At 38.9% G+C, this 24,476-nt stretch carries 19 protein-coding genes; 14 read left to right on the top strand and 5 right to left on the bottom strand.

Annotated elements, in window-relative coordinates; translation table 11 throughout:
• The first annotated feature begins 271 nt into the window (after positions 1 to 271).
• Together dinB and dnaE are read left to right on the top strand one after the other, a co-directional pair.
• Entirely contained in the window at positions 272 to 1,483 is a 1,212-nt protein-coding gene (gene dinB / locus AAC026_RS04200) for a DNA polymerase IV (protein ID WP_339695262.1), read from the top strand.
• 624 nt (positions 1,484 to 2,107) lie between these two features.
• Positions 2,108 to 5,128, top strand: a complete 3,021-nt coding sequence (gene dnaE / locus AAC026_RS04195) for a DNA polymerase III subunit alpha (protein ID WP_339695260.1) — start codon at positions 2,108 to 2,110, stop codon at positions 5,126 to 5,128.
• 140 nt (positions 5,129 to 5,268) lie between these two features.
• On the opposite strand, the gene AAC026_RS04190 is transcribed toward dnaE, so the two are convergent.
• Together AAC026_RS04190 and AAC026_RS04185 are read right to left on the bottom strand one after the other, a co-directional pair.
• Complete coding sequence (locus AAC026_RS04190; RefSeq protein WP_339606293.1) at positions 5,269 to 5,874, bottom strand: superoxide dismutase; 606 nt, start codon at positions 5,872 to 5,874, stop codon at positions 5,269 to 5,271.
• Positions 5,875 to 5,905: 31 nt separating this feature from the next.
• A complete protein-coding gene (locus tag AAC026_RS04185) occupies positions 5,906 to 6,355 on the bottom strand; it encodes a nucleoside deaminase (RefSeq protein ID WP_339695258.1) in 450 nt (149 codons plus the stop codon).
• A 154-nt stretch (positions 6,356 to 6,509) separates the two neighbouring features.
• On the opposite strand from AAC026_RS04185, the gene aspS reads away from it, so the two are divergent.
• The 8 genes from aspS to AAC026_RS04145 all read left to right on the top strand — a co-directional run bounded on the left by aspS (position 6,510) and on the right by AAC026_RS04145 (position 16,245).
• On the top strand, positions 6,510 to 8,255 hold the full coding sequence (gene aspS, locus AAC026_RS04180) for an aspartate--tRNA ligase (protein WP_339695257.1): 1,746 nt from the start codon (positions 6,510 to 6,512) through the stop codon (positions 8,253 to 8,255).
• Positions 8,256 to 8,359: 104 nt separating this feature from the next.
• Positions 8,360 to 10,402: a SpoIIE family protein phosphatase gene (locus AAC026_RS04175; RefSeq protein WP_339695255.1), complete on the top strand. Its 2,043-nt coding sequence runs from the start codon at positions 8,360 to 8,362 to the stop codon at positions 10,400 to 10,402.
• A gap of 17 nt (positions 10,403 to 10,419) precedes the next feature.
• Positions 10,420 to 10,764 (top strand): STAS domain-containing protein, encoded by a 345-nt coding sequence (locus tag AAC026_RS04170; protein WP_339606288.1) that lies wholly within the window; start codon positions 10,420 to 10,422, stop codon positions 10,762 to 10,764.
• A complete protein-coding gene (locus AAC026_RS04165; protein ID WP_339606287.1) occupies positions 10,754 to 11,173 on the top strand; it encodes an ATP-binding protein in 420 nt (139 codons plus the stop codon). The genes AAC026_RS04170 and AAC026_RS04165 overlap by 11 nt, the downstream gene beginning before the upstream one ends.
• Positions 11,174 to 11,180: 7 nt before the next feature.
• Positions 11,181 to 13,094: a peptidylprolyl isomerase gene (locus AAC026_RS04160; protein WP_339695253.1), complete on the top strand. Its 1,914-nt coding sequence runs from the start codon at positions 11,181 to 11,183 to the stop codon at positions 13,092 to 13,094.
• A complete protein-coding gene (locus AAC026_RS04155; RefSeq protein ID WP_339695251.1) occupies positions 13,081 to 13,956 on the top strand; it encodes a peptidyl-prolyl cis-trans isomerase in 876 nt (291 codons plus the stop codon). Before AAC026_RS04160 ends, AAC026_RS04155 begins: the two co-directional genes overlap by 14 nt.
• A complete protein-coding gene (locus AAC026_RS04150) occupies positions 13,931 to 15,277 on the top strand; it encodes a peptidylprolyl isomerase (protein WP_339695249.1) in 1,347 nt (448 codons plus the stop codon). The genes AAC026_RS04155 and AAC026_RS04150 overlap by 26 nt, the downstream gene beginning before the upstream one ends.
• A gap of 2 nt (positions 15,278 to 15,279) precedes the next feature.
• The gene (locus AAC026_RS04145; RefSeq protein WP_339695247.1) at positions 15,280 to 16,245 is read left to right on the top strand and encodes a MoxR family ATPase; all 966 of its coding nucleotides are present in this window, start codon (positions 15,280 to 15,282) and stop codon (positions 16,243 to 16,245) included.
• Here the strand turns inward: AAC026_RS04145 and AAC026_RS04140 are convergent.
• Both AAC026_RS04140 and pheS read right to left on the bottom strand, forming a co-directional pair.
• A complete protein-coding gene (locus AAC026_RS04140; protein WP_339695245.1) occupies positions 16,242 to 17,105 on the bottom strand; it encodes a 3-hydroxyacyl-CoA dehydrogenase NAD-binding domain-containing protein in 864 nt (287 codons plus the stop codon). The two genes, AAC026_RS04145 and AAC026_RS04140, sit on opposite strands and share 4 nt — an antisense overlap.
• Positions 17,102 to 18,121 carry a phenylalanine--tRNA ligase subunit alpha gene (gene pheS, locus AAC026_RS04135; protein WP_339695243.1) on the bottom strand — a complete coding sequence of 340 codons (1,020 nt, stop codon included), beginning with the start codon at positions 18,119 to 18,121 and terminating at the stop codon, positions 17,102 to 17,104. The genes AAC026_RS04140 and pheS overlap by 4 nt, the downstream gene beginning before the upstream one ends.
• A 73-nt stretch (positions 18,122 to 18,194) precedes the next feature.
• On the opposite strand from pheS, the gene galE reads away from it, so the two are divergent.
• The 4 genes from galE to AAC026_RS04115 all read left to right on the top strand — a co-directional run bounded on the left by galE (position 18,195) and on the right by AAC026_RS04115 (position 23,049).
• Positions 18,195 to 19,214 (top strand): UDP-glucose 4-epimerase GalE, encoded by a 1,020-nt coding sequence (galE, locus tag AAC026_RS04130; protein WP_339695241.1) that lies wholly within the window; start codon positions 18,195 to 18,197, stop codon positions 19,212 to 19,214.
• 102 nt (positions 19,215 to 19,316) lie between these two features.
• A complete protein-coding gene (locus tag AAC026_RS04125) occupies positions 19,317 to 20,630 on the top strand; it encodes a UDP-glucose/GDP-mannose dehydrogenase family protein (protein ID WP_339695240.1) in 1,314 nt (437 codons plus the stop codon).
• A gap of 2 nt (positions 20,631 to 20,632) precedes the next feature.
• Positions 20,633 to 21,616 carry a UDP-glucuronic acid decarboxylase family protein gene (locus tag AAC026_RS04120; protein WP_339695238.1) on the top strand — a complete coding sequence of 328 codons (984 nt, stop codon included), beginning with the start codon at positions 20,633 to 20,635 and terminating at the stop codon, positions 21,614 to 21,616.
• 44 nt (positions 21,617 to 21,660) lie between these two features.
• Positions 21,661 to 23,049 (top strand): capsule assembly Wzi family protein, encoded by a 1,389-nt coding sequence (locus AAC026_RS04115; protein WP_339695236.1) that lies wholly within the window; start codon positions 21,661 to 21,663, stop codon positions 23,047 to 23,049.
• A 24-nt stretch (positions 23,050 to 23,073) separates the two neighbouring features.
• On the opposite strand, the gene AAC026_RS04110 is transcribed toward AAC026_RS04115, so the two are convergent.
• Entirely contained in the window at positions 23,074 to 24,447 is a 1,374-nt protein-coding gene (locus AAC026_RS04110; protein ID WP_339695235.1) for an exopolysaccharide biosynthesis polyprenyl glycosylphosphotransferase, read from the bottom strand.
• Positions 24,448 to 24,476 lie beyond the last annotated feature (29 nt).

Genomic DNA, 24,476 nt, shown 5'->3' with positions numbered 1-24,476 from the left:
AAACAGAAAAATAAAGAGGCATATGGCCTCTTTTTTATTATAAAGAAGACTATAATATTTTCTAAAGCCCAACAAGTATTAGCCCAGTAGCTATCACGCCATACTTTTGTTCTACTTTAATGACTTGAGGTCAAATTTTTTTACTCATTGTAAGATTACCAAAAGCTTTGGCATAACCCTTAACAATTTTAGTATTCTTAATCCGTAAATCTAATAATTTTAGTTAACTAAAATTATTAGATTTGCATTGACTTTTGGAAAGACTACTGAATTGGAAAAAACAATCCTTCATCTCGATATGGATACATTTTTTGTATCTGTTGAACGCCTGCTCGACAGTAGGCTTATTGGCAAACCTGTACTTATTGGTGGGGTTACCGATCGTGTGGTGGTGGCTGCCTGTAGTTACGAAGCGCGAGCCTATGGTGTGCATTCAGCCATGCCAATGAAACGAGCCAAAGAGCTTTGTCCCGATGCCATTCAAATTCGAGGTAATTCCGCTACCTATACTAATTATTCCGAAGACGTAACGAACATTATAAAAGAAACAGTCCCTCTTTACGAGAAATCGTCTATCGATGAATTCTATGCTGATTTGACAGGTTTGGATAAGTTTTTCAACAGTTATCTCATGGCCTCCGAAATGCGCAAGCGAATTACCAAAGAAACAGGTTTACCTATTTCTTTTGGTTTATCGAAGAACAAAACCATTTCTAAAATAGCTACGGGCGAAGCAAAACCCAACAACCAAATAAAAGTAGACCTGGGCACTGAAGTGCCTTTTATTGCCCCGCTTTCCATCAGTAAAATTCCTATGGTGGGCGAAAGAACGCAACAAACGCTTTATAGCCTTGGAGTAAAACAGATCAAAACCATTCAAGAAATGCCCATGGAGTTGATGGAAAAAGTACTGGGTAAAAATGGGGTGAGTATTTGGAAGAAGGCGCAAGCATTAGACAATTCGCCTGTGATGCCCTACAACGAACGAAAGTCAATTTCTACCGAAAGAACTTTTGACCGAGACACCATTGATGTAATTAAACTCAAAGGTATACTGCTGGCCATGGCCGAAAACCTTGCTTTTCAGTTGCGCAGGGGGCAGAAACTCACTTCTTGTGTTACCGTCAAAGTGCGCTATTCCGATTTCAATACTTATACGCTTCAGTCTCGAATTCCATATACTTCCGCAGATCATGTGCTGATTGCTAAGGTGCTGGAACTGTTTAATAAACTTTACCATAAACGACTTTTAGTCAGACTGATTGGCGTTCGCTTTAGCCATTTGGTAGAAGGAAGTTACCAGATCAACCTTTTTGAAGACATAGAAGAGCAGCTCAACCTTTACCATGCTATGGATAAAATGCGCGATAAATATGGCGATAGAGTGGTAATGCGTGCAGCAGGCATGGAAGCTAAAACCATCAGCCGTTTTAATCCTTTTACAGGAGAACCACCCCCGTTGTTGCCAAATAGGAGGCGATAAAATTGATGTAGAATTTAACAGATAATATAGATGCTTACTTTATTTCCACCTTCGAATACTCTCTGCGAGTACTTTATAATCATAAGCCCACCCCATTTAATAAAGAAAGAGGTAAAAAGCATAAAATATGAGTTTGCTAAAAAAAATGGAGTTTACACTGGCCTTCACTCCCATGCACATATTACGTTAATGAACTTTCCTCAAAGTGAGGAAAGAGAAAGGGAATTGGCACAATCAATTAGGAAGATTGTTTCTGAGCAACCATGCTTTTGTGTTTTGCTTAAAGGATTCGACTTTTTTCCCGCTAACAATACCTTTTTTATAAACATCAAGAATAAGAAGCCAATAGAAAAGCTATATGAGACTTTGAGAGTTAGCCTTTATCAAAATCGTCTGTCACTAAAGAACATTAAAAAAGGCTGTACCCCTCACTTAACTATTGGTAGAAAACTTTCGGACGATCAATATATAAATGCCTATAAGAGCTTTAGTGAGAAACCATATACGGCTGGTTTTAATGTTGATTCTTTAACTCTTCTTAAAAGAGGGAATTCGGTAGACAGATGGAGCCATTTTATTGAGGTTCCTTTTATAAAGAAGGTTGATTGCACCTTACTTTAAATATTGAGTCAAGTATTTATGTACCTCAACACCCATTCCTATTTCAGCTTTAAATACGGCACTATTAAAACAGCCGAATTGCTTGCTCAAATGCAGGGAGCGGAAGTACGTACTTTTGCCCTAACAGATATTAACAGCACCGCTGCCAGTCTCAACTTTGTACGAATGGCTCCGAAATATGATATCAAACCCGTTTTAGGAATTGACTTCAGAAATGGGGCGGATCAGCTTTTTGTAGCCATTGCCAAAAACAACGAAGGCTTTAAAGAGCTCAATGATTACCTCTCTCGGTTTCTGCATTCTGGAGAAAAAATTCCAAACCGAGCCCCAGTTTTTCAACATGCTTTTGTGGTGTACCCTTTTCAGAAATACACCCATTTTCAACTTCGTGAAAATGAATTTATAGGTATAAAGCCTGCCGATCTAATTAAGTTAGTCTATCCGCCACACCAGATGGAAAAGACTAAATTAGTGATGTTGCCAACGGCCACATTCAGAAGTAAAATTGATAAAGAAATCGGGGAAAGAATTGCTTTTAAAAAGGACTTTAATGCCCATCGTTTGTTGCGAGCGATAGATAATAATACACTGCTGAGCAAACTCCCTAAGACAGAAGAAAGCAGCGTGGAGGACTTCATTCGGCCTGTGGAAGATTTAAAGGCATTGTACTGTGATCACCAATATATGATCACGAATACTGAAAATCTGTTAAGTGAATGTAGTATCCATTTTGATTTTGAAGGAGAAAACCTAAACAAGAACCAACAGACATACTGCGGCAATCAAGAAGCCGATTACCACCTGTTAGAAAGGCTTTGCGAAGAAGGTTTTGCTTACCGCTACCCACAGTCTACACAGAAAATATTGGATCGTATTCAAACAGAACTAAAGGTGATCAAGCAACAGGGCTTTATGTCTTATTTTCTGATCAATTGGCGAATATGCCAATATGCAAGAAGCAAAGGCTATTTCTATGTAGGTAGAGGCAGTGGTGCTAATTCTGTGGTGGCCTATTTACTACGCATTACCGATGTAGACCCCATAGAACTCGACCTTTATTTCGAGCGTTTTATCAACCTTTACAGAAAAAACCCACCTGATTTCGATATTGATTTTTCGTGGAAAGATAGAGAAGACATTACCAACTTCATTTTTTCAGAATTTAAAAATGCAGCCTTACTGGCTACTTACAGCACTTTCCAGTTCAAGGCCATTGTGCGTGAACTGGGCAAAGTACTCGGTGTACCTCCACACGAAATAGATCACATCCAGTCAGCTAAAGTGGAAGACTTGGACGAGCTGCATTTGCTGGTTTTGCGTTATGGGAATTACATCGAAAATTTCCCAAGCCACCTGAGTATTCACGCAGGTGGAATCCTGATTTTGGAGCAGCCCATCCATTATTACACTGCTACCTACCTTCCTCCTAAGGGTTTCCCTACCACTCATTTCGATATGGTAGTGGCCGAAGATGTGGGCCTATATAAATTCGATATTCTGAGCCAGCGCGGCTTGGGAAAGATCAAGGATAGCCTATCAATCATTTCCAAAAACCACCCTGACGACCCACATTTCGACATTCATAATATCACTCAATTTAAAAAAGATCCAAAAATTAAGGTCATGCTGCGCGAAGGCCTAGCTATAGGTTGCTTCTATGTAGAATCGCCAGCCATGCGCATGCTGCTCAAAAAACTGAGGGTGGAAGAGTACCTGGGCTTGGTGGCGGCCAGTTCGGTCATTCGGCCTGGGGTGGCCAAATCGGGCATGATGCGCCAATATATTCTACGCTTTCGCGAACCTGAAAAACGGAAAGAAGCCCACCCAACCATGCTGAGTATTATGCCCGAAACTTATGGCGTAATGGTGTATCAGGAAGATGTAATTAAAGTGGCACATTACTTTGCCGACCTTACTTTGGCAGAAGCCGATGTATTGCGCAGGGGCATGTCGGGGAAATACCGTTCTAGAGAAGAATTTCAAAGTGTACGCGATAAGTATTTTGAAAATTGCGCGGCCAAAGGCCATTCCCATCAGTTGGCAGCAGAAATCTGGCGGCAAATAGAAAGCTTTGCGGGTTATGCTTTTGCCAAAGGCCATTCGGCCAGTTATGCTGTAGAAAGTTATCAAAGTCTTTTCTTAAAAGCCTATTACCCTTTGGAATACATGGTGGCTACTATGAATAATGGTGGTGGATTTTACAGTGTGGAGTTGTATGCACACGAGGCTTTTATGCACGGTGCCGATATTCAGGCGCCTTGTGTAAACCAAAGCGAACAACTCTGTACCATTTATGGCAACACCATCTTTATGGGGCTGGCATTTATTGGTGCGCTAGAGCAAAATACAGTGCAGGAAGTGCTTACAGAAAGGCAAAAGAACGGAGTGTTTATGAGCTTCGATCACTTTTTAAAAAGGGTGCAAATCTCACTCGATCAGTTGAGTTTACTTATCCGAATCAATGCTTTTCGTTTTACAGGCTATACCAAAAAGGAATTGCTTTGGGAGGCTTACCTGAAACTAGGGCAGCAGAAAAAAACCAAACCCGCCAAAATGCTTTTCGACCCAGAGGTAAAGCACTATAACTTACCCGAGCTCAGCTACGATCTGCTCGAAGATGCTTTTGATCAAATTGAATTACTCGGTTTTCCGCTTTGCAACCCTTTCCATCTATTAACAAAGCAACCAGAAGAAGAGGTAATGGCAAGGCAAATGGAACAGCATAAAAACAAACTCGTGAAAATGGTGGGTTATTTAATCCACGTAAAAAGCACCACCACTTCAGGCGGAAAACGAATGCAGTTTGGCACTTGGATTGACCGTGAGGGTTATTTTGTAGACAGTACGCACTTTCCTCCAATAGCAGCGAAGTACCCTTTTAGGGGGAAAGGCATTTATGAAATTACAGGCAAGGTGGTAGAAGAATTCGATTTTCTCAGTCTGGAAGTAGTGGCCATGCAAAAGCTTCCATTCATTCATGATCCTCGCTTGGCATTGGCTTCAAGGCATGCGAGTAATGGGTAGTTATTTGTTCCCTCTTCTGTATTCAAGTGCTAATCAACCCGTTGATAATCTCCATCAGAATCATTAAAAAAAGCCTCGAATGTCTAAAATTCGAGGCTTCTGTATAACGCCTTTTTAAGGCTAGAAAAGATTTTAGAATCTTACTTTCCTTCGTTGTATCTTCTGGTTACTTCGTCCCAGTTAATTACGTTAAAGAAAGCATTGATGTAATCAGGCCTTCTGTTTTGGTAATTCAAGTAATAAGCGTGTTCCCAAACATCAAGACCCAAAATTGGTCTTCCACCACAGCCTACATTTGGCATCATTGGGTTATCTTGGTTAGGAGAAGAGCAAACCTCTACTTTGCCACCTGAGTGAACGCAAAGCCAAGCCCAACCTGAACCAAATCTTGTCGCTGCTGCTTTTGAGAAAGCATCTTTAAAGCCATCGAAAGAACCAAAAGCTGAATCAATAGCCGAAGCCAATTCACCAGAAGGCTTACCGCCACCGTTTGGAGACATTACTTTCCAAAAAAGATCGTGGTTATAATAACCACCACCGTTATTTCTTACTGCTGCATTGTCAGTATGATTGGCCAAAAGCTCTTCAATACTTTTGCCCTCCATTTCAGTACCTTCAATTGCTGCGTTCAGGTTGTTGGTATAACCTGCATGATGTTTATCGTGATGGATTTCCATCGTTCTTGCATCCACGTGCGGCTCAAGCGCGTCAAATGCATATGGTAAATCTGGAAGTTTAAATGCCATGTTTATTTATGATTATATGTTGAACAAAAATTTATGGTCTCAATTTAGAGAAAAACGATTTCATAAGCGCTTCACTCTCTCCTTCTAACAAGCCTCCTACTACTTCTGTTTTAGGATGTAGCAAATTTCTCTCGTGAATGCTGTATCCTCTTCGAATATCCTTGGCTCCGTACACCAATTTACCGAGTTGTGCCCAATATTGAGCTCCAGCACACATTACACAAGGCTCTAACGTAACATACAAAGTGCATTCTTTCAAATATTTGGCTCCCAAATAATTAAAAGCCGATGTCATAGCCAACATTTCTGCGTGAGCGGTAACATCATTCAATTGCTCTGTTTGATTATAAGCTCGGGCAATTATTCGTTTTTCAGCAACTACTACAGCTCCAACAGGTACTTCTCCCCTGTCGAAAGCCATTTGGGCTTGCTTTAAAGCTTCACCCATGAAAAACTCGTCTTTATGTACTGATAGTTCCAAAGTTCAAACGTTTATTTCCCCCAAGAGGCTATTGAAAGAAAAAATCTTTTCAGAATAAGTAAAGATTAAAAGTCTCTTTCGATTGAGGCCTAATATTAGCCCCATTTGCTAAAACAATTACTAAATTTGCGGCTCAATTTTACGAAAGCATACCATGTTAAGAACGCATACCTGTGGCGAATTAAGAGAAAGCAATAGCAACGAGCAAGTTACACTTTGTGGTTGGGTACAGCGGTCGCGCGATAAAGGCGGCCTCATGTGGACCGACTTAAGAGACCGTTACGGCATTACTCAGCTTTCTTTTGAAGAAGGAAGTACGCCTGCCGAAGTGTTGGAAACAGCCAGAAAACTAGGCCGTGAATTCGTTGTAAAAGCCACAGGAACCGTGGTAGAACGTTATTCTAAAAACGATAATATTCCTACAGGAGGCATCGAAATTAAAGTAGAAAGCCTAGAGATCCTGAACGGATCTAAAGTACCTCCATTCATTATTGAAGACGACACTGATGGCGGTGAAGAACTCAGAATGAAATACCGCTATCTGGATTTACGAAGAAACGAAGTGCGCAGCAAACTGCAATTGCGCTCTAAATTGGCTATGGCAGTTCGTAATTACCTAGACCAGCAAAACTTTATTGAGGTAGAAACACCTGTTTTGATCAAGTCTACGCCAGAAGGAGCTCGTGATTTTGTGGTGCCTTCTAGAATGAACCAAGGTGAATTCTATGCGCTGCCGCAATCGCCACAAACCTTTAAGCAATTGCTGATGGTTTCTGGTTTCGACAGGTATTTCCAAATCGTGAAATGCTTTAGAGATGAAGACCTTAGGGCCGATCGCCAGCCTGAGTTTACTCAAATAGACTGCGAAATGTCTTTCGTAAATCAAGAAGACATTCTGAATACTTTCGAAGGCATGACCCGCCATATGTTCTCTGCCGTAAGAGGTGTAGAATTGGGCGACTTCCCTCACATGACTTATGCCGATGCCATGCGCAAATACGGCAACGACAAACCCGACATCCGTTTTGGGATGAAGTTTGTTGAACTGAACGAATTGGCACAAAACAAAGGCTTTAGCATTTTCGATCAGGCAGAATTGGTGGTTGGAATTTGTGCCGAGGGCTGTGCAGAATACACTCGTAAACAGTTAGACGCCCTTACCGACTTTGTGAAAAGACCACAAATTGGCGCCAAAGGTTTGGTGTATGTAAAATGTAATGCCGATGGCACTTTCAAATCTTCTGTAGATAAATTCTATACTCAAGAGGACTTAAAGGCTTGGGCAGAAAAAGCGGGCGCAAAAGCGGGCGACTTAATTTTAGTACTTAGCGGAACCACAAACGAAACCCGTAAGCAAATGAGCGAATTGCGTTTGCACATGGGTAAAGAGTTGGGCTTACGCGATAAAAATACTTTCCAACCACTTTGGGTAATCGACTTCCCGTTATTGGAATGGGATGAAGAAACGAAGCGTTTCCATGCAATGCACCATCCATTCACTTCACCAAAGGCAGAAGACATGGCTTTGCTCGATACCGACCCAGGAAAAGTAAGGGCCAATGCTTATGATTTGGTCATCAATGGTGTTGAAATTGGTGGTGGCTCTATTAGAATTCACGACAGAGCAACACAGCAGCTAATGTTTAAACACTTAGGTTTTACAGAAGATGAAGCTAAAGCCCAGTTCGGATTTTTAATGGACGCTTTCGAATATGGTGCACCTCCACACGGTGGTATCGCTTTTGGTTTCGATAGACTTTGCGCCATGTTTGGTGGTTCAGACAGCATCAGAGATTACATTGCCTTCCCTAAAAATACTTCGGGACGAGACGTAATGATTGATTCACCCTCTACTATTGATGAAGCACAACTTAAAGAATTAGGAATAGATTTAAGATAAGCCGTTCGCTTAATTTTAGTTTTAAGATTTGGCCGTAGCGTTAAATTCGTAAATTCGGGCGCGTCTAAAAACTGATGAAAACCAAGCTTACAAAAAAATTCTACATGCGTATTAGCCTAGTGATAGCCCTGCTACTCTGGCTAATCATGACGCTATTGGATGTTTTGCAGGTTTTGGCCTTCAGAAGCGATGTAGATTTGGGCATTTCTCCAATTGTTCCCGTACTGATTATTGACTTCTTTTTTGTGTTTGTGGTGGTGTATTATCGCCTCAGAATTACAAAACTAGAAAGCACAGACTTTATTGATTACCTCTGGCGGGTATTTGCCATAGGCCTTGTAGCCACTTTGGTTTCGCTTGCCATTGGTCTATTTAATAGCTCCATTGCTGATTCTGCCCTGGCCAACAATCCATTTTTAGAAGAAGTACTCTACAGTATCAGATTCGGAATGGTTTCGGTTTTTCTCATTTCAACTTTTACGGTTTGGAAAAAGCTCATTCTGTATCAAAAGTCAAAAAGGCTGGTCATATGGTGGAATGTATTTGAAGGAGTAATATTACTTTCCATTTTTTATAACCTTACCGGAGACGAACTTCAAACTAGCATTTTATTTAAGATCCTTTTTGGTGTAATCACCCTTATGGCCTTAATACTATCGGCCAATTTAAAGTGGGTTGCTTATCTCAACTTTAAGCAAAAGTGGAAAAGCATTTTGCTCATTCTTCTTATAGCTATTTACCTAGGTTATTTCTTTACCTCTATTTATGTTCCTGGAGAAGAAACCATGGATCAATTAAAGTCCATAGATAACCTCTTTATCATTTCTCTTTTTGTCTTTTTGCTTTTCTATAGCATTTTTTCACTTCTGGTAATTCTTTTCAATTTACCTACCTCTTCTGTTTTCGAGAAGAAGATGGAAGAAGCCATCAACTTCCAGCGCCTGAGTCAATCCATTCAGCAAGGAGAAAATGAAAATCAGATTTTCGATATTCTACTAACAAGCTCCATGAGTGCAGTATATGCCGATGCTGGTTGGCTAGAAATTGAACGAAACAAACAAGGAACGGAAGAGTCTGAAATTAGAAGGAAAAACCTTAGCCCTACAAATCGGCTTGAGGTAGTAGAACAAATAAAAGGAAGTAAGCAAAAATACGTACTCAAAAATCCGCTTTCAAAAGCTACTGAGCAAGATCAAACATTAATTGTATTTAAGAAATCTAATTTTAGGTCGGTACTGATTGTGCCCTTAATTATTCAAGAAAAAGTAGCGGGCCACATGTACTTGCTTAACGAGCTGAGCGATGGTTTCAATAAAGAGATGATTAACATCATCAATACCTTCGCCAGTCAAGCCAGTATTTCTATTGAAAATTTTCGCCTTTTGGGGGAAGCCTTAGAAAACGAACGCTATAAAAAAGAGCTAAACATTGCTAAAAAAGTGCAAAGAGCACTTTTACCTGCAAACTTAGATCATGATTCTTGTTTTCAAATTCACGCCTTTACCCAAGCGGCTGATGAAGTGGGGGGCGATTATTATGACACCTTCAAACTAAGTGATCATAGATTTGTGGTTGTAATAGGAGACGTTTCTGGAAAAGGAACCTCGGCAGCATTCCACATGTCGCAGATGAAAGGGATTTTCCAAAGCTTGGTTCAGTTAGATTTATCTCCAGATCAGTTTTTGATCAAGGCCAATAAAGCATTAAGTGGCTGTTTAGAGAAAACCTCATTCATTACACTTTCTTACTTTGTAATAGACACCGAGCAGAGATCGGTTGAGTATTCAAGAGCAGGCCATTGCCCTACACTTTATTATTCGAGTCAAAATTCCAGTGCCGAATTCCTTGAAAACAAGGGGCTTGGTTTGGGGATTTTGCGAAACGACAACTTCAAAAATTATGTGTTCGTCAATAAAATGACTTTCCAGAAAGATGACGTCATAGTTCTATATACTGATGGTATTTCAGAGGCCTCTAACCATACTGGCGAGGAATTTGGTTATGACAGGATGAAAAAAATACTGACCGACAACGCAAAGTTCGATGCCGTTTCAATTCAAAAGACATTCATTAACAAACTCTTTGAGTTTTGTGAAGACAAAAATTTAAATGATGACTACACTATGGTGGTGATCAAGTTCAAATAAAGAACGTATAAAAGCCTATGTTAGAGATTGTACAGACCAATGAAAACAATTATATCTCCATTGCCGTAACAGGAGATGCAGATGCCAGTTCTTCCATAAAGTTAGACAAAGGGCTTCGGTCGGCTTTTGACGAAAGCCACAGTAACATCATAATAGATTGCACTAACCTTAACTACATTTCTTCCGCTGGGCTTGGCGTATTCATGTCCTATATAGAAGAGATTAACCAAACCAATACCACATTTATTATTTATGGCCTGTCCGAAAAGGTGCTCAAAGTTTTTGGCATTCTCGGCCTCGACCAGTTGCTTATACTTAAAAACACAAAAGAAGAAGCTTTAGCAGAGATAAATGGCTTATAGTTTTAATATACCCTACAGCAAAAACAAACTCAGGTTGATGCGAAAATTTGTGACCGAAGTGTTACACAAGCATTCCGTACCTGATATTGAAACCAATATGATGGTATTGGCGGTGGACGAGGTATGTGCAAACATTATTATCCACGGCCAATGTTCAGACCTTGAAGATTATGTGAAAATTTCCATCAGCTTTAATAAAGAAGGCGTTTGGTTCGACATTATTGACAAAGGAGCTGCCTTCGATATCATAAAATATAACGAACCTATTCTGGGTGATTTAATTCGAAACAAACAAAAGGGTGGTGTTGGTATTATGTTGGTAAAAAAGATTATGGACAAAATAGAGTTTGATTCAAGCCCGAATCAAAACACCTTGCGCTTGTTCAAAAAAGTGACTTTCAAAAAGTAGCTCCATCATGCGTTTTCTTGTATTATTAATTCTCGGTTTATACTCTGCTCCTGTATTGGCTTTTCAAGACAACGTCAGTGTAGCAAAAATAAATGGAGAGCCTATTTCTAAGGCAGAGTTCCTTTATGCCTTTCAAAAAAACCAAACAAACAAAACACCCATTGTTTACGATTCGCTCGAAAAATATTTAGACCAGTACATTGACTTTAAGCTCAAAGTACTGGCAGCAAAAAAACTCGGGATTGGTTCTACCCCAGCTTTTTTAGAAGAGTACAATGGGTACATCTCTCAAATTCAAAAACCTTACTTACAAAATCCGGTCTCAGAAGAAAGCCTCATTTTAGAGGTTTATGACCGATTGAAGTACGAGGTAAATGCCTCCCATATACTAATCCGTATTGACAATGAATCCAACCCAATGGATACTCTTGCGGCTTATGATAAAACGGATAGCCTAAGGAATGAAGCCTTAAACGGAGCCGATTTTGCTCTTTTAGCTAGAAACAATTCTCAAGATGGTTCAGCAAAAAATGGAGGAAGTTTGGGTTGGTTTACTGCCATGTCGATGGTTTACCCCTTTGAAAATGGAGCCTACGAAACACCTGTTGGAGGTATTTCAAAAATTATACGTTCACAATTCGGCTATCACATCATTAAGGTAAATGATAAAAGAGAGACAAAAGGGAGGGTAAAAACATCTCATATTTTTCTGACTAAAAACGGCCGTTCTAGAGAGAGCGGAAACCAGTTGATCAAAACCATTTACGATTCCATTCAGAATGGTGGTGACTGGAAAGAGCTCTGCAAACAATATACAGACGATAGTCAAACCCAACTCAATGGAGGATCTCTTCCTTTTTCTGGTAGTGGCCAGTTACCCGAAGAGTTTTTGAATGTTGCTTATGGGCTTAAAAATTCAGGAGAAATTGCCCCTCCACTAGAAACATCATACGGTTGGCATATTATCCGCCTCGATGCCGTAGAAAAAAGGCCTTCTTTGGAAGATTTAAGACCAAAGATTTCTGAAAACATTAGGCGCTCAGGCAGAAATCAATTGTCGCCAGAAGTATTGGTGAATAAATTAAAACACGAAAATGGTTTTAAACAGGACTTACCCCTTCTTCAGAATACAATAGCGCAAATTGCGGCTGTAGGCTTACCAAATTTGAACCTACCAAAATTATCTGATCAGTCCATTTTTAGAATTGGAGAGAAGGAAATTCCTTATTCCAAATTCTTTAACTCACTGGGGAATGCAAACCAAATTACTCCAGCTTCCTTATGGAACCGTTATAAACTCTTTGAACGAGAGCAAATCATATTGCACGAAGACGGTTTGGCTCCTCAAAAATACCCTGAATATGCTTTCCTACTGAATGAATATAGAGAAGGGCTTATGCTTTTCGAAATAATGGAAAAAGAAGTCTGGAACAAAGCAATCGAAGACAGTATAGGTCTAAAGTCTTTTTTCAATTCAAATAAAGAAAATTACACCGCTCCAGAAAGAGCTTCGGTTTGGGTTATTGAATCGGCCAATTCTGAAAACTTAGATAAAGTGCTGAGTACTTTTAAGTGGGCAAAGAACTCATCTTTCGAAAGTGAGCTGAAGGCTCAGCTTGAGCCTCAAGTCTTTAGTGCGTTAAAAATTGCTAAAAGAACATATCAACGCGAGGATTTACCTAATTTCGCAAAAAACTGGAAAGAGCATACTCTTTTTAGTCAACCCTCAGAAAAGCGAGTTTACGCCATTGAAGAAATAATCCCCAAGGGTTTATATCGTTTAGAGGAGGTAAAAGGTCAAGTGATGGCAGATTACCAAAATTGGTTGGAACTAGAGTGGCTAAAGGCTTTAAGAAAAACCAATAAAATTGAGATTGACACTAACGTATTGAAGCAAATCGCTTCTGATGAAAAAAGGTAAATACTACATATTACTAATTACTTTACTCGCTTTTAGTTCTTGCGAATTTCTCGGTATGGAGTCGGAAAATACGGTGGACAATAGCGAAAATCTTGTAGCAAGGGTGGGTAATACCTTTTTGTTTAGAACGGACATCAATGGTTTGACAGACGCAAGTATGTCCTCTGAAGATAGCGCAAGAATAACTGAGCGCTTTATTGACAACTGGATCAAAAAAGAGCTATTCGTGAGGGAAGCTTCCAATAATAGCAACATCGACCAGACCGAGATTCAAAGAAAAGTAGATGCCTATCGCTACACACTTATCTCTTATGAATACCAAAAGCTAATGGTAGAACAACAGCTTGATAGAGAGGTTAGCGAAGAAGAAATCAGACAATATTATAATGACAACATTGAAAATTTTCAGCTCCGACAGAACATTCTAAAAGGTAGGTACTTGAAAATTTTACAAGCAGCACAAAAAAAAGCAGATGTTAGAAGGTGGATGAAGTCAGATAGGCCAGAAGACCTAGAGTCACTTAAATCCTATGGGTTTCAGTTTGCAAGTGATTTTTCGCTTCAAGATTCTACATGGATTAACTTTGATGACCTGATTAAAAACTCCCCTTTTTCCACCATTGAAAATAAGATTCAGTTTCTAAGAAGAAACCGATACGTTGAAGAGTCAGATTCTCTATATCTTTACCTTTTCAGAATCCACGAATTCAAGCTATCCGAGCAAGTTTCTCCGATGGAGTATGTTAAGGAAGACATTAAAAACATTATTATTAACAAGCGCAAGGTAGATATCGCCAAGAGTCTGGAGAACAAAGTTTATGAAAGAGCGAAAAAAAATGAGGATTACGAAATTTATAAATAACGGATTGGCAGTAATGCTGCTCACAGTGCTTTCACTAAACCTCTCTTTTGGGCAAGAGGTAGTAGATAAGATTGTGGCCAAAGTGGATAACCATATCATCCTTAAAAGTGAGGTTGAGCAGGCTTATGCTGGGTTTTTATCTAGTGGCGAGGCTGCAAACTTTACAGGCGATGCCCGCTGCTTGATTTTGGAGCAAATGATTGAAACCAAGCTCTTATTGGCCATGTCAGAATTAGACTCTGTAGATGTAGGTGTTGGCAGAGTAGATTATGAGCTTCAAATGAGAATGCAGAATATAATTCAGCAAGTTGGCTCAGAGCGTGAAATCCAGCGAGCTTATGGAAAATCTGTTGATCAATTAATGGAAGAATTACGGCCTAGCATTGAAGAACAATTGAGAGTAAGTGCTCAAGAAGAAAATATACTAAGTGCTGTAACCGTAACACCAGCAGAAATTCGCAGGTTTTTCAATAATATTCCTAAAGACAGTTTGCCTCTTTTCAATACCGAGTTTGAAATTGGCATTATCATTAAAAAGCCTGAACCAAATGAAACGGAAGTTCAAAAAGTGAAGGATCAGTTAATGAAGATTAGAGAAAGAGCCATGAAAGGTGAAAACTTTGAAATTTTGGCCATTGAAAATTCACAAGGACCTTCAGGCCCTAATGGTGGAAACCTAGGCTTCGCTAAAAGAGGACAAATGGATCCTGCTTTTGAAGCTGGAGCTTTGGCCCTAAAACCTGGTGAAATCTCAATGCCCGTAGTTTCCTCTTTCGGAATACACCTAATACAATTGGTAGAAAAGCGAGGAAACGAATATAATTCACGTCATATCCTCATTACACCTAAGCCAACCAAGCAAGACATTCAAAACACTTCTAATCTTTTAGATAGCCTTAGAACCCTTATTTTATCCGACAGTATAACTTTTGCCTCTGTAGCGAAACAATATTCTGACGATGAAGGTACAAAGGTAAATGGCGGATTCTTGAGTGGTCAGTTTGGATCGAATAAAATTCCATCAGACAACTTAGACCCAACCATGTTTTTTATCATTGATGAAATGAAAGAGGGAGACATATCTAAGCCTGAAATCATTGATATGCCTGACGGTACAAAAGCAGCTCAAATTATCTACTTTAAATCTAAGACTAAACCGCACAGAGCGAATATGACTGACGATTATGAAAAATTGAGAGCGGCCACTTTGCAAATGAAAAAAGCACAAAAAAGAAGTGAGTATATTAAGGAAAAAATGAAAGAAGTTTACGTAATGGTTGACCCTGAATTTAACCGTTGCGGAATAACGAACGATAAATAAGAATGGAAGAAGTAAAGTCGGAAGTAGCCCTTGCAAATAAGTTTTTTGAGGATTTCAATGTTCTTAAAAAGGAAATCTCAAAAGTTATAATTGGTCAAGATGAAGTGGTTAATCTACTTTTGACTTCAATTTTTTGTCAGGGTCATAGCCTTTTGGTAGGCGTTCCCGGCTTGGCTAAAACTCTGCTTATTAGCACGATTTCTTCTGCTTTAGACCTTAAATTCAATCGAATTCAGTTTACTCCAGATTTAATGCCTTCAGATATTCTGGGGGCAGAAACTTTGGACAAAGACAGAAATTTCAAATTTATTCAAGGCCCAATCTTCGCCAACATTATTTTGGCAGATGAGATCAACAGGACTCCTCCAAAAACACAAGCCGCTTTGCTAGAGGCCATGCAGGAGTACGCAGTTACAGTGGCAGGTCAAACATTTCAATTACAAAAGCCATTCTTTGTACTAGCTACCCAAAACCCAATCGAACAAGAGGGAACATATCCTCTACCAGAAGCTCAGTTAGACCGTTTCTTATTCAATATTCAATTGACATACCCTTCATTCGCATCTGAAATTGATATTGTAAAAGGGACAACTACTGATGAACAAAAAATAGTCAACAAGGTACTTGGTGCCGAAGAGGTATTGGCTTACCAGCATTTGGTGCGTAGAGTACCCGTTGCCGATAATGTTGTTGAATATGCCGTTAATCTAGTTCATAAAACTAGGGTTGATTCAGAAAGAGCTCCATCCATTACTAAGGAGTATGTAGAGTGGGGTGCTGGGCCAAGAGCATCTCAAAACTTGATTATTGCCGCCAAGTGCAATGCTTTGCTTAATAACAAGTATTCTCCTGATATAGAAGACGTAAAAGCCGTGGCTAAACCAATTCTACGTCATAGAATCGTGAGAAACTTTAAGGCAGAAGCCGAAGGTATTACTATCGATAAATTGATCGAAGAATTACTTTAAGCTGAATAATCGTAAAATCCTTTTCCAGATTTACGGCCATGATGGCCAGCATCAACCTTCTGCTCTTGAATGCGCGAAGGCCTGAATTTTGGGTCTTGATGAAATGCGTTGAACATTGACGTGGTTACTGAAAAATTAGTATCCACACCAATTAAATCCATTAACCTAAAAGGCCCCATTTTAAATCCAGAAGCCTCCACAAGCCGATCGATTCCTTTAACATCAGAAACTCCTTCTTCTAGCACTTTTAGTCCTTCAACATAGAAGTTACGCGCTACTCTGTTAACAATAAATCCGGGAGCATCTTTTGCCATAACGGGCACTTTCCCTAGTACTTTAGCCAATTCATAAACCACTTTTGAAGTATCGTCTGAAGTAGCAACCCCAGAAATCACCTCTACCAATTTCATAATATGGGCAGGATTAAAAAAGTGCATCCCTACAAACCGTTCTGGGTGCTTCAAATCTCTAGCGATTCTTGTAATAGGAATAGACGAAGTGTTTGAAGCTAAAATGGTTTTTTCAGTGTTCTGATTTTCTAAATTTTCAAACAACTCTTTCTTTACATCAAGTCTTTCTACTATGGCTTCAATAATAATGTCGGCCTTTAGTAATTCAAAATCGGTGCTGAAAGTAATATTAGAAAGCGCTTGATCTTTTTCTTCAGCAGTAACTTTACCTCGCTCAATTCCCTTATCTAAATTCTTCTCAATATTCTTTTCGGCAGTATCCAAAGCAGAAGACTGGAGGTCATACAACACTACACTATAACCAGCCAAGGCAGAAATCTGAGCGATTCCCTGCCCCATAGTTCCGGCCCCTACTACCCCAACTTTCTTAATGTCTTGTAATTGCATCATAGCGAATTGAATTGCTTTAAAAAGCGAATGTCGTTTTCCGTAAACAAACGTAAATCTTTAATTCCGTACCGAAGCATAGTAATACGTTCTATTCCCATTCCAAAAGCAAAGCCAGAGTACACTGAAGAGTCAATTCCGCAATTTTCTAGCACATTTGGATCTACCATTCCAGCACCACCAATTTCTACCCAACCACTGTACTTACAAATGTTACAGCCTTCGCCATGACATATCTGACAAGAAATATCAATCTCTGCACTAGGCTCTGTAAAAGGGAAATATGAGGGTCTGAATCGTACTTGAGTATCTTTGGTATACATTTCTTTAGCGAAATGATAAAGCGTTTGTTTCAAATCGGCAAACGAAACCCCTTTATCGATGTACAAGCCTTCCATTTGATGAAATACGCAATGCGCTCTGGCAGAAATCGCCTCATTTCTAAAAACCCTTCCTGGAGAAAGTGTTCTGATTGGAGGCTTTTCATTTTCCATCACCCTAATCTGAACGGACGAGGTATGTGTTCTTAAAGCGATGTCGGGATTCTTCTCTAAAAAGAAAGTATCTTGCATCTCCCTTGCAGGGTGGTTTTCAGGGAAGTTCAGTGCAGTAAAGTTATGCCAGTCATCTTCAATTTCAGGCCCAGAAGAAACATTAAAGCCAATTCTTTCGAAGATTTCGATAAACCTTTGGCGCGTTGCAGTCAACGGATGAATAGAACCAAAATGATCTTCAACTGGAGGTAAAGTCAGGTCAGCATGATCTTCTACCTTTCTTGCTCCAGATTTTAAATTATCAATATGGAATTGAAAGCGTTCTTCAGCAAGGTTCTTTAAAGCATTAACATTTTGGCCATACGCCTTCCTTTCCTCAGCGGGAACAGATTTCATGTCACCAAAAAGCTCACCTATGACGCTCTTCCGGCTGATGAATCGCATTCTAAAAGCCTCTAGTTCAGTTTCAGAACTTACCACAAAGGCTTCTACCTCCTTCTTAATTTCTTCGATCGAATTCGACATATTGCATTAGTATTTCGGTACAAAAATAGGGTTTGATATTAATTAATCCCTCTAAGCTTCTAAATTTGTGTCTATGCAGAATATCCTTGTTACAGGTGGTGCTGGTTATATCGGTTCACATACAGTTGTTGAACTCCATAATGCAGGTTATAACCCCATTATAGTTGATAATTTATCTAACTCTAGAAAGTCGGTTTTAACAGGCCTTAAGAATATAACAGGTAAGGATTTTGCCTTTTACAAAGTTGACTGTAACGATAAAGAAGCTTTCAGACAGGTTTTCAAAGATCACCAAATTTCAGGGGTGATCCATTTTGCAGCTTATAAAGCCGTTGGTGAGTCTGTAGCCAAACCCTTAGAGTACTACGAAAACAACGTGGGTTCCTTAATGACCCTTATTCGTTTGATGAAAGAAGAAGGTGTTGAAAAGCTAATATTCTCTTCATCATGTACGGTATATGGGCAACCTGACCAACTCCCAGTTACGGAGCAAAGCCCTAAGAAAACTGCCGAGTCGCCTTACGGCAACACCAAACAGGTTTGTGAAGAAATTATTGAGGATACCTCGGTTTCAGATAAGTCATTTAGAGCTATTGCCTTACGCTATTTTAATCCAGTTGGTGCACACCCTTCCTCTGAAATAGGTGAGCTACCGTTAGGGGTTCCTAACAATTTGGTTCCCTTTATTACTCAAACTGCTGCAGGCTGGAGAGAACAACTTACTGTGTTTGGTGACAACTATGATACAAAAGACGGCTCCTGCGTCAGAGATTATATTCACGTTGTAGATTTGGCTAAAGCTCATGTAAAGAGTTTAGAGTACTTAACTCAACACTCCGATTTGTCGTTCGATATTTTCAATATTGGGACTGGGCATGGCAATACCGTGCTTGAAATAGTAAATACTTTCGAAGAAGTATCTGGCACTAAACTGAATTACAAAATTGGAGACAGGAGAAGTGGTGACATCGAGAAAATTTATGCAGATGTTACTAAATCCACAAAGGTATTAGGTTGGAAAACCGAAAAATCACTGAGAGACTCTCTTCAAGACTCTTGGAATTGGCAATTAACATTAAAGAAAGAGGTTTAATTGTTCAAGAGAAAAATCATAAATCTGGTCAATTTCTAATATGTTCGGTTTAATTTTGACCAGCGGAAAGTCTATCATAAACTTCTATAAAATTTAGTTCGCATGAAAATAGCAGTAGTAGGTACAGGTTATGTAGGTTTAGTAACAGGAACATGTTTTGCCGAAGTAGGCATCGATGTGACTTGTATCGATATTGATCAGAAAAAAATTGACGGCCTTAAAGAAGGCATAATGCCAATATATGAGCCTGGTTTAGAAACCATGGTGAAGAAGAATTATGAAAAAGGTCGCCTGCATTTTTCAACTAATTTAGCTGAAAGCATTCAAGATTGCGAAACAGCATTTATTGCCGTAGGAACCCCCCCTGGAGAAGATGGAAGTGCCGATCTAAAGTATGTACTAGCCGTAGCTAAATCTATTGGCGAAAACATGAACAACTACATGGTAGTAGTGACTAAAAGCACCGTACCTGTAGGAACAGCACAAAAAGTAAAAAAAGAAGTAGCCGAGGCTTTAAAAAGAAGAGGAGTAGATATTCCATTTGATGTTGCTTCAAATCCTGAGTTCTTGAAAGAAGGTGCAGCTATCGCTGATTTTCTAAAACCAGATAGGATAGTGGTTGGTGTAGAATCAAAAAAGGCAGAAGAAATGATGAAGAAGCTTTACAAGCCTTTTCTTCTTAACGGACACCCTACTATTTTCATGGATGTGCCATCGGCTGAAATGACTAAGTATGCAGCAAACTCAATGCTGGCTACAAAAATTAGTTTCATGAACGACATTGCCAACCTTTGCGAAATTATGGGAGCCGATGTAAATATGGTGCGTAAGGGCATCGGCAGCGATAATAGAATTGGAAATAAATTTATATACCCAGGCGTAGGCTATGGTGGGTCTTGCTTCCCTAAAGATGTAAAAGCTTTAATTAAAACAGCCGAAGATAATGGATATATCATGTCAGTTTTGAAGGCTGTTGAAGAAGTAAATGAGCGCCAGAAGTCTGTCATGGTAACCAAAGTAAAGTCTCACTTCGGTAACGACCTTAAAGGTAAAACATTTGCAGTTTGGGGACTTTCGTTCAAACCTAAAACTGATGACATGAGGGAAGCCCCTTCTATCGTAATTATCAATGCTTTATTAGAGATGGGTGCTAAAGTAAAGGCTTACGACCCAATTGCAATGGAAGAAGCTAAGCACGACTTAAAAGACACCGTTACTTATGCAAAAGATGAGTACGACACGCTTATTGATGCAGATGCACTTCTTTTAGTTACGGAGTGGCCAGAGTTTAGAATTCCTAACTTTGATGTGGTAGCAAAACTGATGAAATCAAAAGTAATTTTTGATGGAAGAAATATATATGATAAGCAAGAGGTTAAGAACCTTGGTTTTGATTACTACGGTATAGGTATATAATTATGAAGCGAGTTTTAATAACGGGCGCAGCTGGATTTCTCGGTTCTCATTTATGTGATCGCTTTATAAAAGAAGGATATCATGTAATTGGTATGGACAACCTTATTACAGGCCACCTCTCCAATATTGAGCACCTTATGCCCTTAGAGCAGTTTGAATTCCATCATCATGATGTTTCCAAGTTTGTGCATGTAGCTGGAAAACTCGATTACGTACTTCACTTTGCCTCACCAGCAAGCCCAATTGATTATCTAAAGATTCCCATCCAAACTTTAAAAGTGGGCTCTTTAGGTACTCATAATCTTTTAGGATTAGCCTTAAATAAAGGTGCACGAATGCTTATTGCTTCAACTTCCGAAGTATACGGTGATCCTATGGTTCACCCGCAAACTGAAGAGTATTACGGTAATGTAAACCCTGTGGGGCCAAGGGGAGTGTATGATGAAGCCAAAAGGTTTCAAGAAGCCATGACCATGGCTTATCACACATATCATAAACTAGAAACACGTATTGTAAGAATTTTCAATACCTACGGCCCAAGAATGCGTCTAAATGATGGACGTGTATTACCAGCTTTTATCGGTCAAGCTTTACGTGGCGAGGACTTGACTGTTTTTGGGGATGGATCACAAACAAGATCTTTCTGCTATGTAGATGACTTAGTCGAGGGTATTTATCGTCTTCTTTTATCAGACTATGCTCAACCAGTCAATATTGGTAATCCTGATGAGATTACCATTTCTCAATTTGCTGAAGAGATTATTAAATTAACGGGCACTCAGCAGAAAGTCATTTATAAGCCATTACCGAAAGATGACCCTATGCAAAGACAACCCAACATTGATAAAGCCAGAGAAATACTTGGCTGGGAGCCTAAAATATCGCGTGTCGAAGGTTTAAAAATAACCTATGATTACTTCAAGTCACTTCCAGAAGAGAAACTTTTTGATAAGGACCATAAAAATTTCGAACACTATATAAAATAAGAGTACAACCATATCTTATTTTATGGTGTCTTAATTACATGTTATTGAAAAAAGTCTTTACCGTCTTCTTGGTACTTTATACTCAATCGTTATTGGGTTTCCAGCTCCAAAATGATTCTACTCGATATTCTCACGCTCTCACGCTAACTCAAGGAGGAATAACCTCCTCTAAAGATACGCTGCCATTTTGGATGCAAGGGAACAATAGTCAACGTTTTAGAAGTGGGGAGTCTAACTTTATTTATAGCAATTTACATCTAAGAAAAAAGATCAGCTCAAAAGAAAACCTTGATTATTTCTATGGTGTTGAATGGATAGGCTCGGTTTCAGGTGATGTTAGTGGTAGGTTTATTCAAAACTATTTTGGTATTAGTTACTCGAATTTCCTCTTTACTTTTGGCCAAAAGGATGAATTTTTTGGTAATAACAACAATCTTGGTTTTGGAAATCTTATCAATGGGAACAATGCCAGACCAATACCGAAGTTTTCGATTCAAACCCGTAATTGGCTACCCATTTTTAGCTCATTCTTAAGTGTTAAAGGATATATAGCTCATGGTTGGTTTGAAGCTAATAGATACCAAAGCAATGCATTTCTTCACCAGAAATACCTTCACTTTAAGTTTCACCCTAAAAATGTCCCCGCTGAATTCAGCTTTGGAATAACTCATAATGCACAATGGGGTGGAAAAAATAATCAGAGCAACATTAGCCAGCCAACTGGATTTAAAGACTTCATACGTATCATGATGGCGAGTAAAGGAGGGGACGGAGCTTTAGAAACAGATAAACTCAATGCCCTTGGAAATCACCTAGGAACCTGGGATTTACAAATAAAAGCAGCCATTAGTGACAAATGGCATGTAACTAATTACATTCAGTGGTTATGGGAAGACGGCTCTGGGTTAAAACCAAAAAACTGGAACGCTGGGGTATACGGTTTTTCGTTAAACCAGATTGATAAATCAGGTATTGTCAATCAACTAGGAGTTGAAATAGTCAATACCACTAATCAAGGTGGCTCCCTTAACGGTGTTGGAGCTGGACCAGATGATTTTCTCAACAATGGTGTTTACCGTAATGGATGGACTTATAAAAATCAAATTATTGGAAGCCCAATATTTTTAATTATTAATCCAGAAAATGCCCAAGGAAATAAAATAAACAATGTAGTTACTGGCCTTAGCTTCTATTCACAAGGATGCATTCAAAATTTACGATATACTCTCTCCTTTAGGCAGTTTGTAAACCATGGAGCCAAGGTCAAGCCTCTAAGCACACCGATAGAACTTACCTCTGTTGCATTAAGCACACTAATTAATATCAAGAACAATAAGCTATTGGTTGGATCAGAATATAATTGGGGAAACTACTCTTCCAAAAACTTGGGGTTCAAAGTTGAGTTTCAAAAAGAGATTATTTTGAAGAAGTAAACTCTTGAGTAAAATATAGTCAACCTAATAAGCTAACTTCTGACCTTTAACCAAAGCATAAATCGTAAGGAATATAATCTTAATATCTAATATAAAAGACCAGTTCTGGAGATAGAACCTATCTAACCTTACTCTAGAATTCATTTGATAATAATCCGTTATTTCACCTCTAAAACCCATGGCTTGTGCCAAACCAGTAACCCCTGGCTTGTAAGCGTGTCGTTTAGCATATTTTTCTATTTTAGCTTCATACGCTTTATTGAGTGACAGCGGGTGCGGCCTTGGCCCAACAATTGACATATTGCCAATTAACACATTGAAAAATTGAGGAAATTCATCTAAACTAGTTCTTCTTAAAAAAGCCCCAAACTTGGTTATCCGAGGATCATTCTTACTGGCCCATGTAAAGTCAGCTTCGCTGTTCTCTATCATAGTTCGGAATTTATAACAGTAAAATGGTGTATTCCCCTTTCCATGTCTGAGTTGTTTAAACAATATTGGCCCTTTAGACTCTAGTTTTATGATCAACCCAAAAATCGGATACATCCAACTCAAAACGAACACAAACATAAATGTGGCAAACACCACATCGAAAATTCGCTTTACAAAGGTATTAACCTTAGCATCTAGCGGTAAATTGTTTACATCTATTACAGGTACTGCATCATATCTTCGAAGTACAAAGCTCTTAATTGCCTCTGTCTTGAACTCAGGCAAGAGCTTTACTCTTTTTAGACTGTTTTCTCCAATTTCTATTGCTTTTTCTAACACATATTTAGGAGCTCTTTCACTTACATAAATATGATCTATACTCTCTAAATCTGCTTTGATAAAATCTTTGAAGCTTCCCAAGTATGAATAGTTCTCAATTCCATCTTTGACATCACCATAAAAGCCAATACATCTAATTCCATAGTGGCTTTTCCTTTTAAGGGTGTCAAACAATTTAGTACCAAGTTCATCATAACCAAGTATAACAGCATACCTAATATTACCTCCAAACTCTCTATACTTATCCAAAATAAGATGTACTGAAACTCTGTAAATTGTCAACCACAGAAACAGAAGTAGTACCAGTGTAGTTAAGAAATGTCGTTCTAGCGATTCAGATTGAGAGAACAACCAAAAAATAGAAATGGCAGAAATGAAAATGAATACACTAAAAAAAGCCTTTTTAAATGTATTGTAATAACTTACTGCTCTACCAATTTTATAATCCTTATTCAGGTATGATATAATTGGCCAAACAGATAAATAAATTAACAATAATAAATATGGTTTGTCAACAGCAAACTCACCCTCTGCTATGAATAGAGAGCTAAAGAAAATGATTGTTAAAACAATCATTTCTCCTAAAACAAATAAATAAGGGAAATATCTATTAAATCTCTTTCTCACAGTTTGAGAGTTATCTTATTTTTAATTAA

It is taken from the genome of uncultured Roseivirga sp., from assembly GCF_963973945.1.
Taxonomy (GTDB): Bacteria; Bacteroidota; Bacteroidia; order Cytophagales; family Cyclobacteriaceae; genus Roseivirga.
The sequence above is the reverse complement of the archived record's forward strand: the minus strand, read 5'-3'. Positions and strand labels throughout refer to the sequence as shown.

Coding starts and splice junctions, on each gene's coding strand:
- AAC026_RS04190 (WP_339606293.1), bottom strand. CDS start 5,874: ATGGCATTTAAACTTCCAGATTTACCATATGCATTTGACGCGCTTGAG.
- aspS (WP_339695257.1), top strand. CDS start 6,510: ATGTTAAGAACGCATACCTGTGGCGAATTAAGAGAAAGCAATAGCAAC.
- AAC026_RS04175 (WP_339695255.1), top strand. CDS start 8,360: ATGCGTATTAGCCTAGTGATAGCCCTGCTACTCTGGCTAATCATGACG.
- AAC026_RS04170 (WP_339606288.1), top strand. CDS start 10,420: ATGTTAGAGATTGTACAGACCAATGAAAACAATTATATCTCCATTGCC.
- AAC026_RS04165 (WP_339606287.1), top strand. CDS start 10,754: ATGGCTTATAGTTTTAATATACCCTACAGCAAAAACAAACTCAGGTTG.
- AAC026_RS04160 (WP_339695253.1), top strand. CDS start 11,181: ATGCGTTTTCTTGTATTATTAATTCTCGGTTTATACTCTGCTCCTGTA.
- AAC026_RS04155 (WP_339695251.1), top strand. CDS start 13,081: ATGAAAAAAGGTAAATACTACATATTACTAATTACTTTACTCGCTTTT.
- AAC026_RS04150 (WP_339695249.1), top strand. CDS start 13,931: ATGAGGATTACGAAATTTATAAATAACGGATTGGCAGTAATGCTGCTC.
- AAC026_RS04145 (WP_339695247.1), top strand. CDS start 15,280: ATGGAAGAAGTAAAGTCGGAAGTAGCCCTTGCAAATAAGTTTTTTGAG.
- AAC026_RS04140 (WP_339695245.1), bottom strand. CDS start 17,105: ATGATGCAATTACAAGACATTAAGAAAGTTGGGGTAGTAGGGGCCGGA.
- pheS (WP_339695243.1), bottom strand. CDS start 18,121: ATGTCGAATTCGATCGAAGAAATTAAGAAGGAGGTAGAAGCCTTTGTG.
- galE (WP_339695241.1), top strand. CDS start 18,195: ATGCAGAATATCCTTGTTACAGGTGGTGCTGGTTATATCGGTTCACAT.
- AAC026_RS04125 (WP_339695240.1), top strand. CDS start 19,317: ATGAAAATAGCAGTAGTAGGTACAGGTTATGTAGGTTTAGTAACAGGA.
- AAC026_RS04120 (WP_339695238.1), top strand. CDS start 20,633: ATGAAGCGAGTTTTAATAACGGGCGCAGCTGGATTTCTCGGTTCTCAT.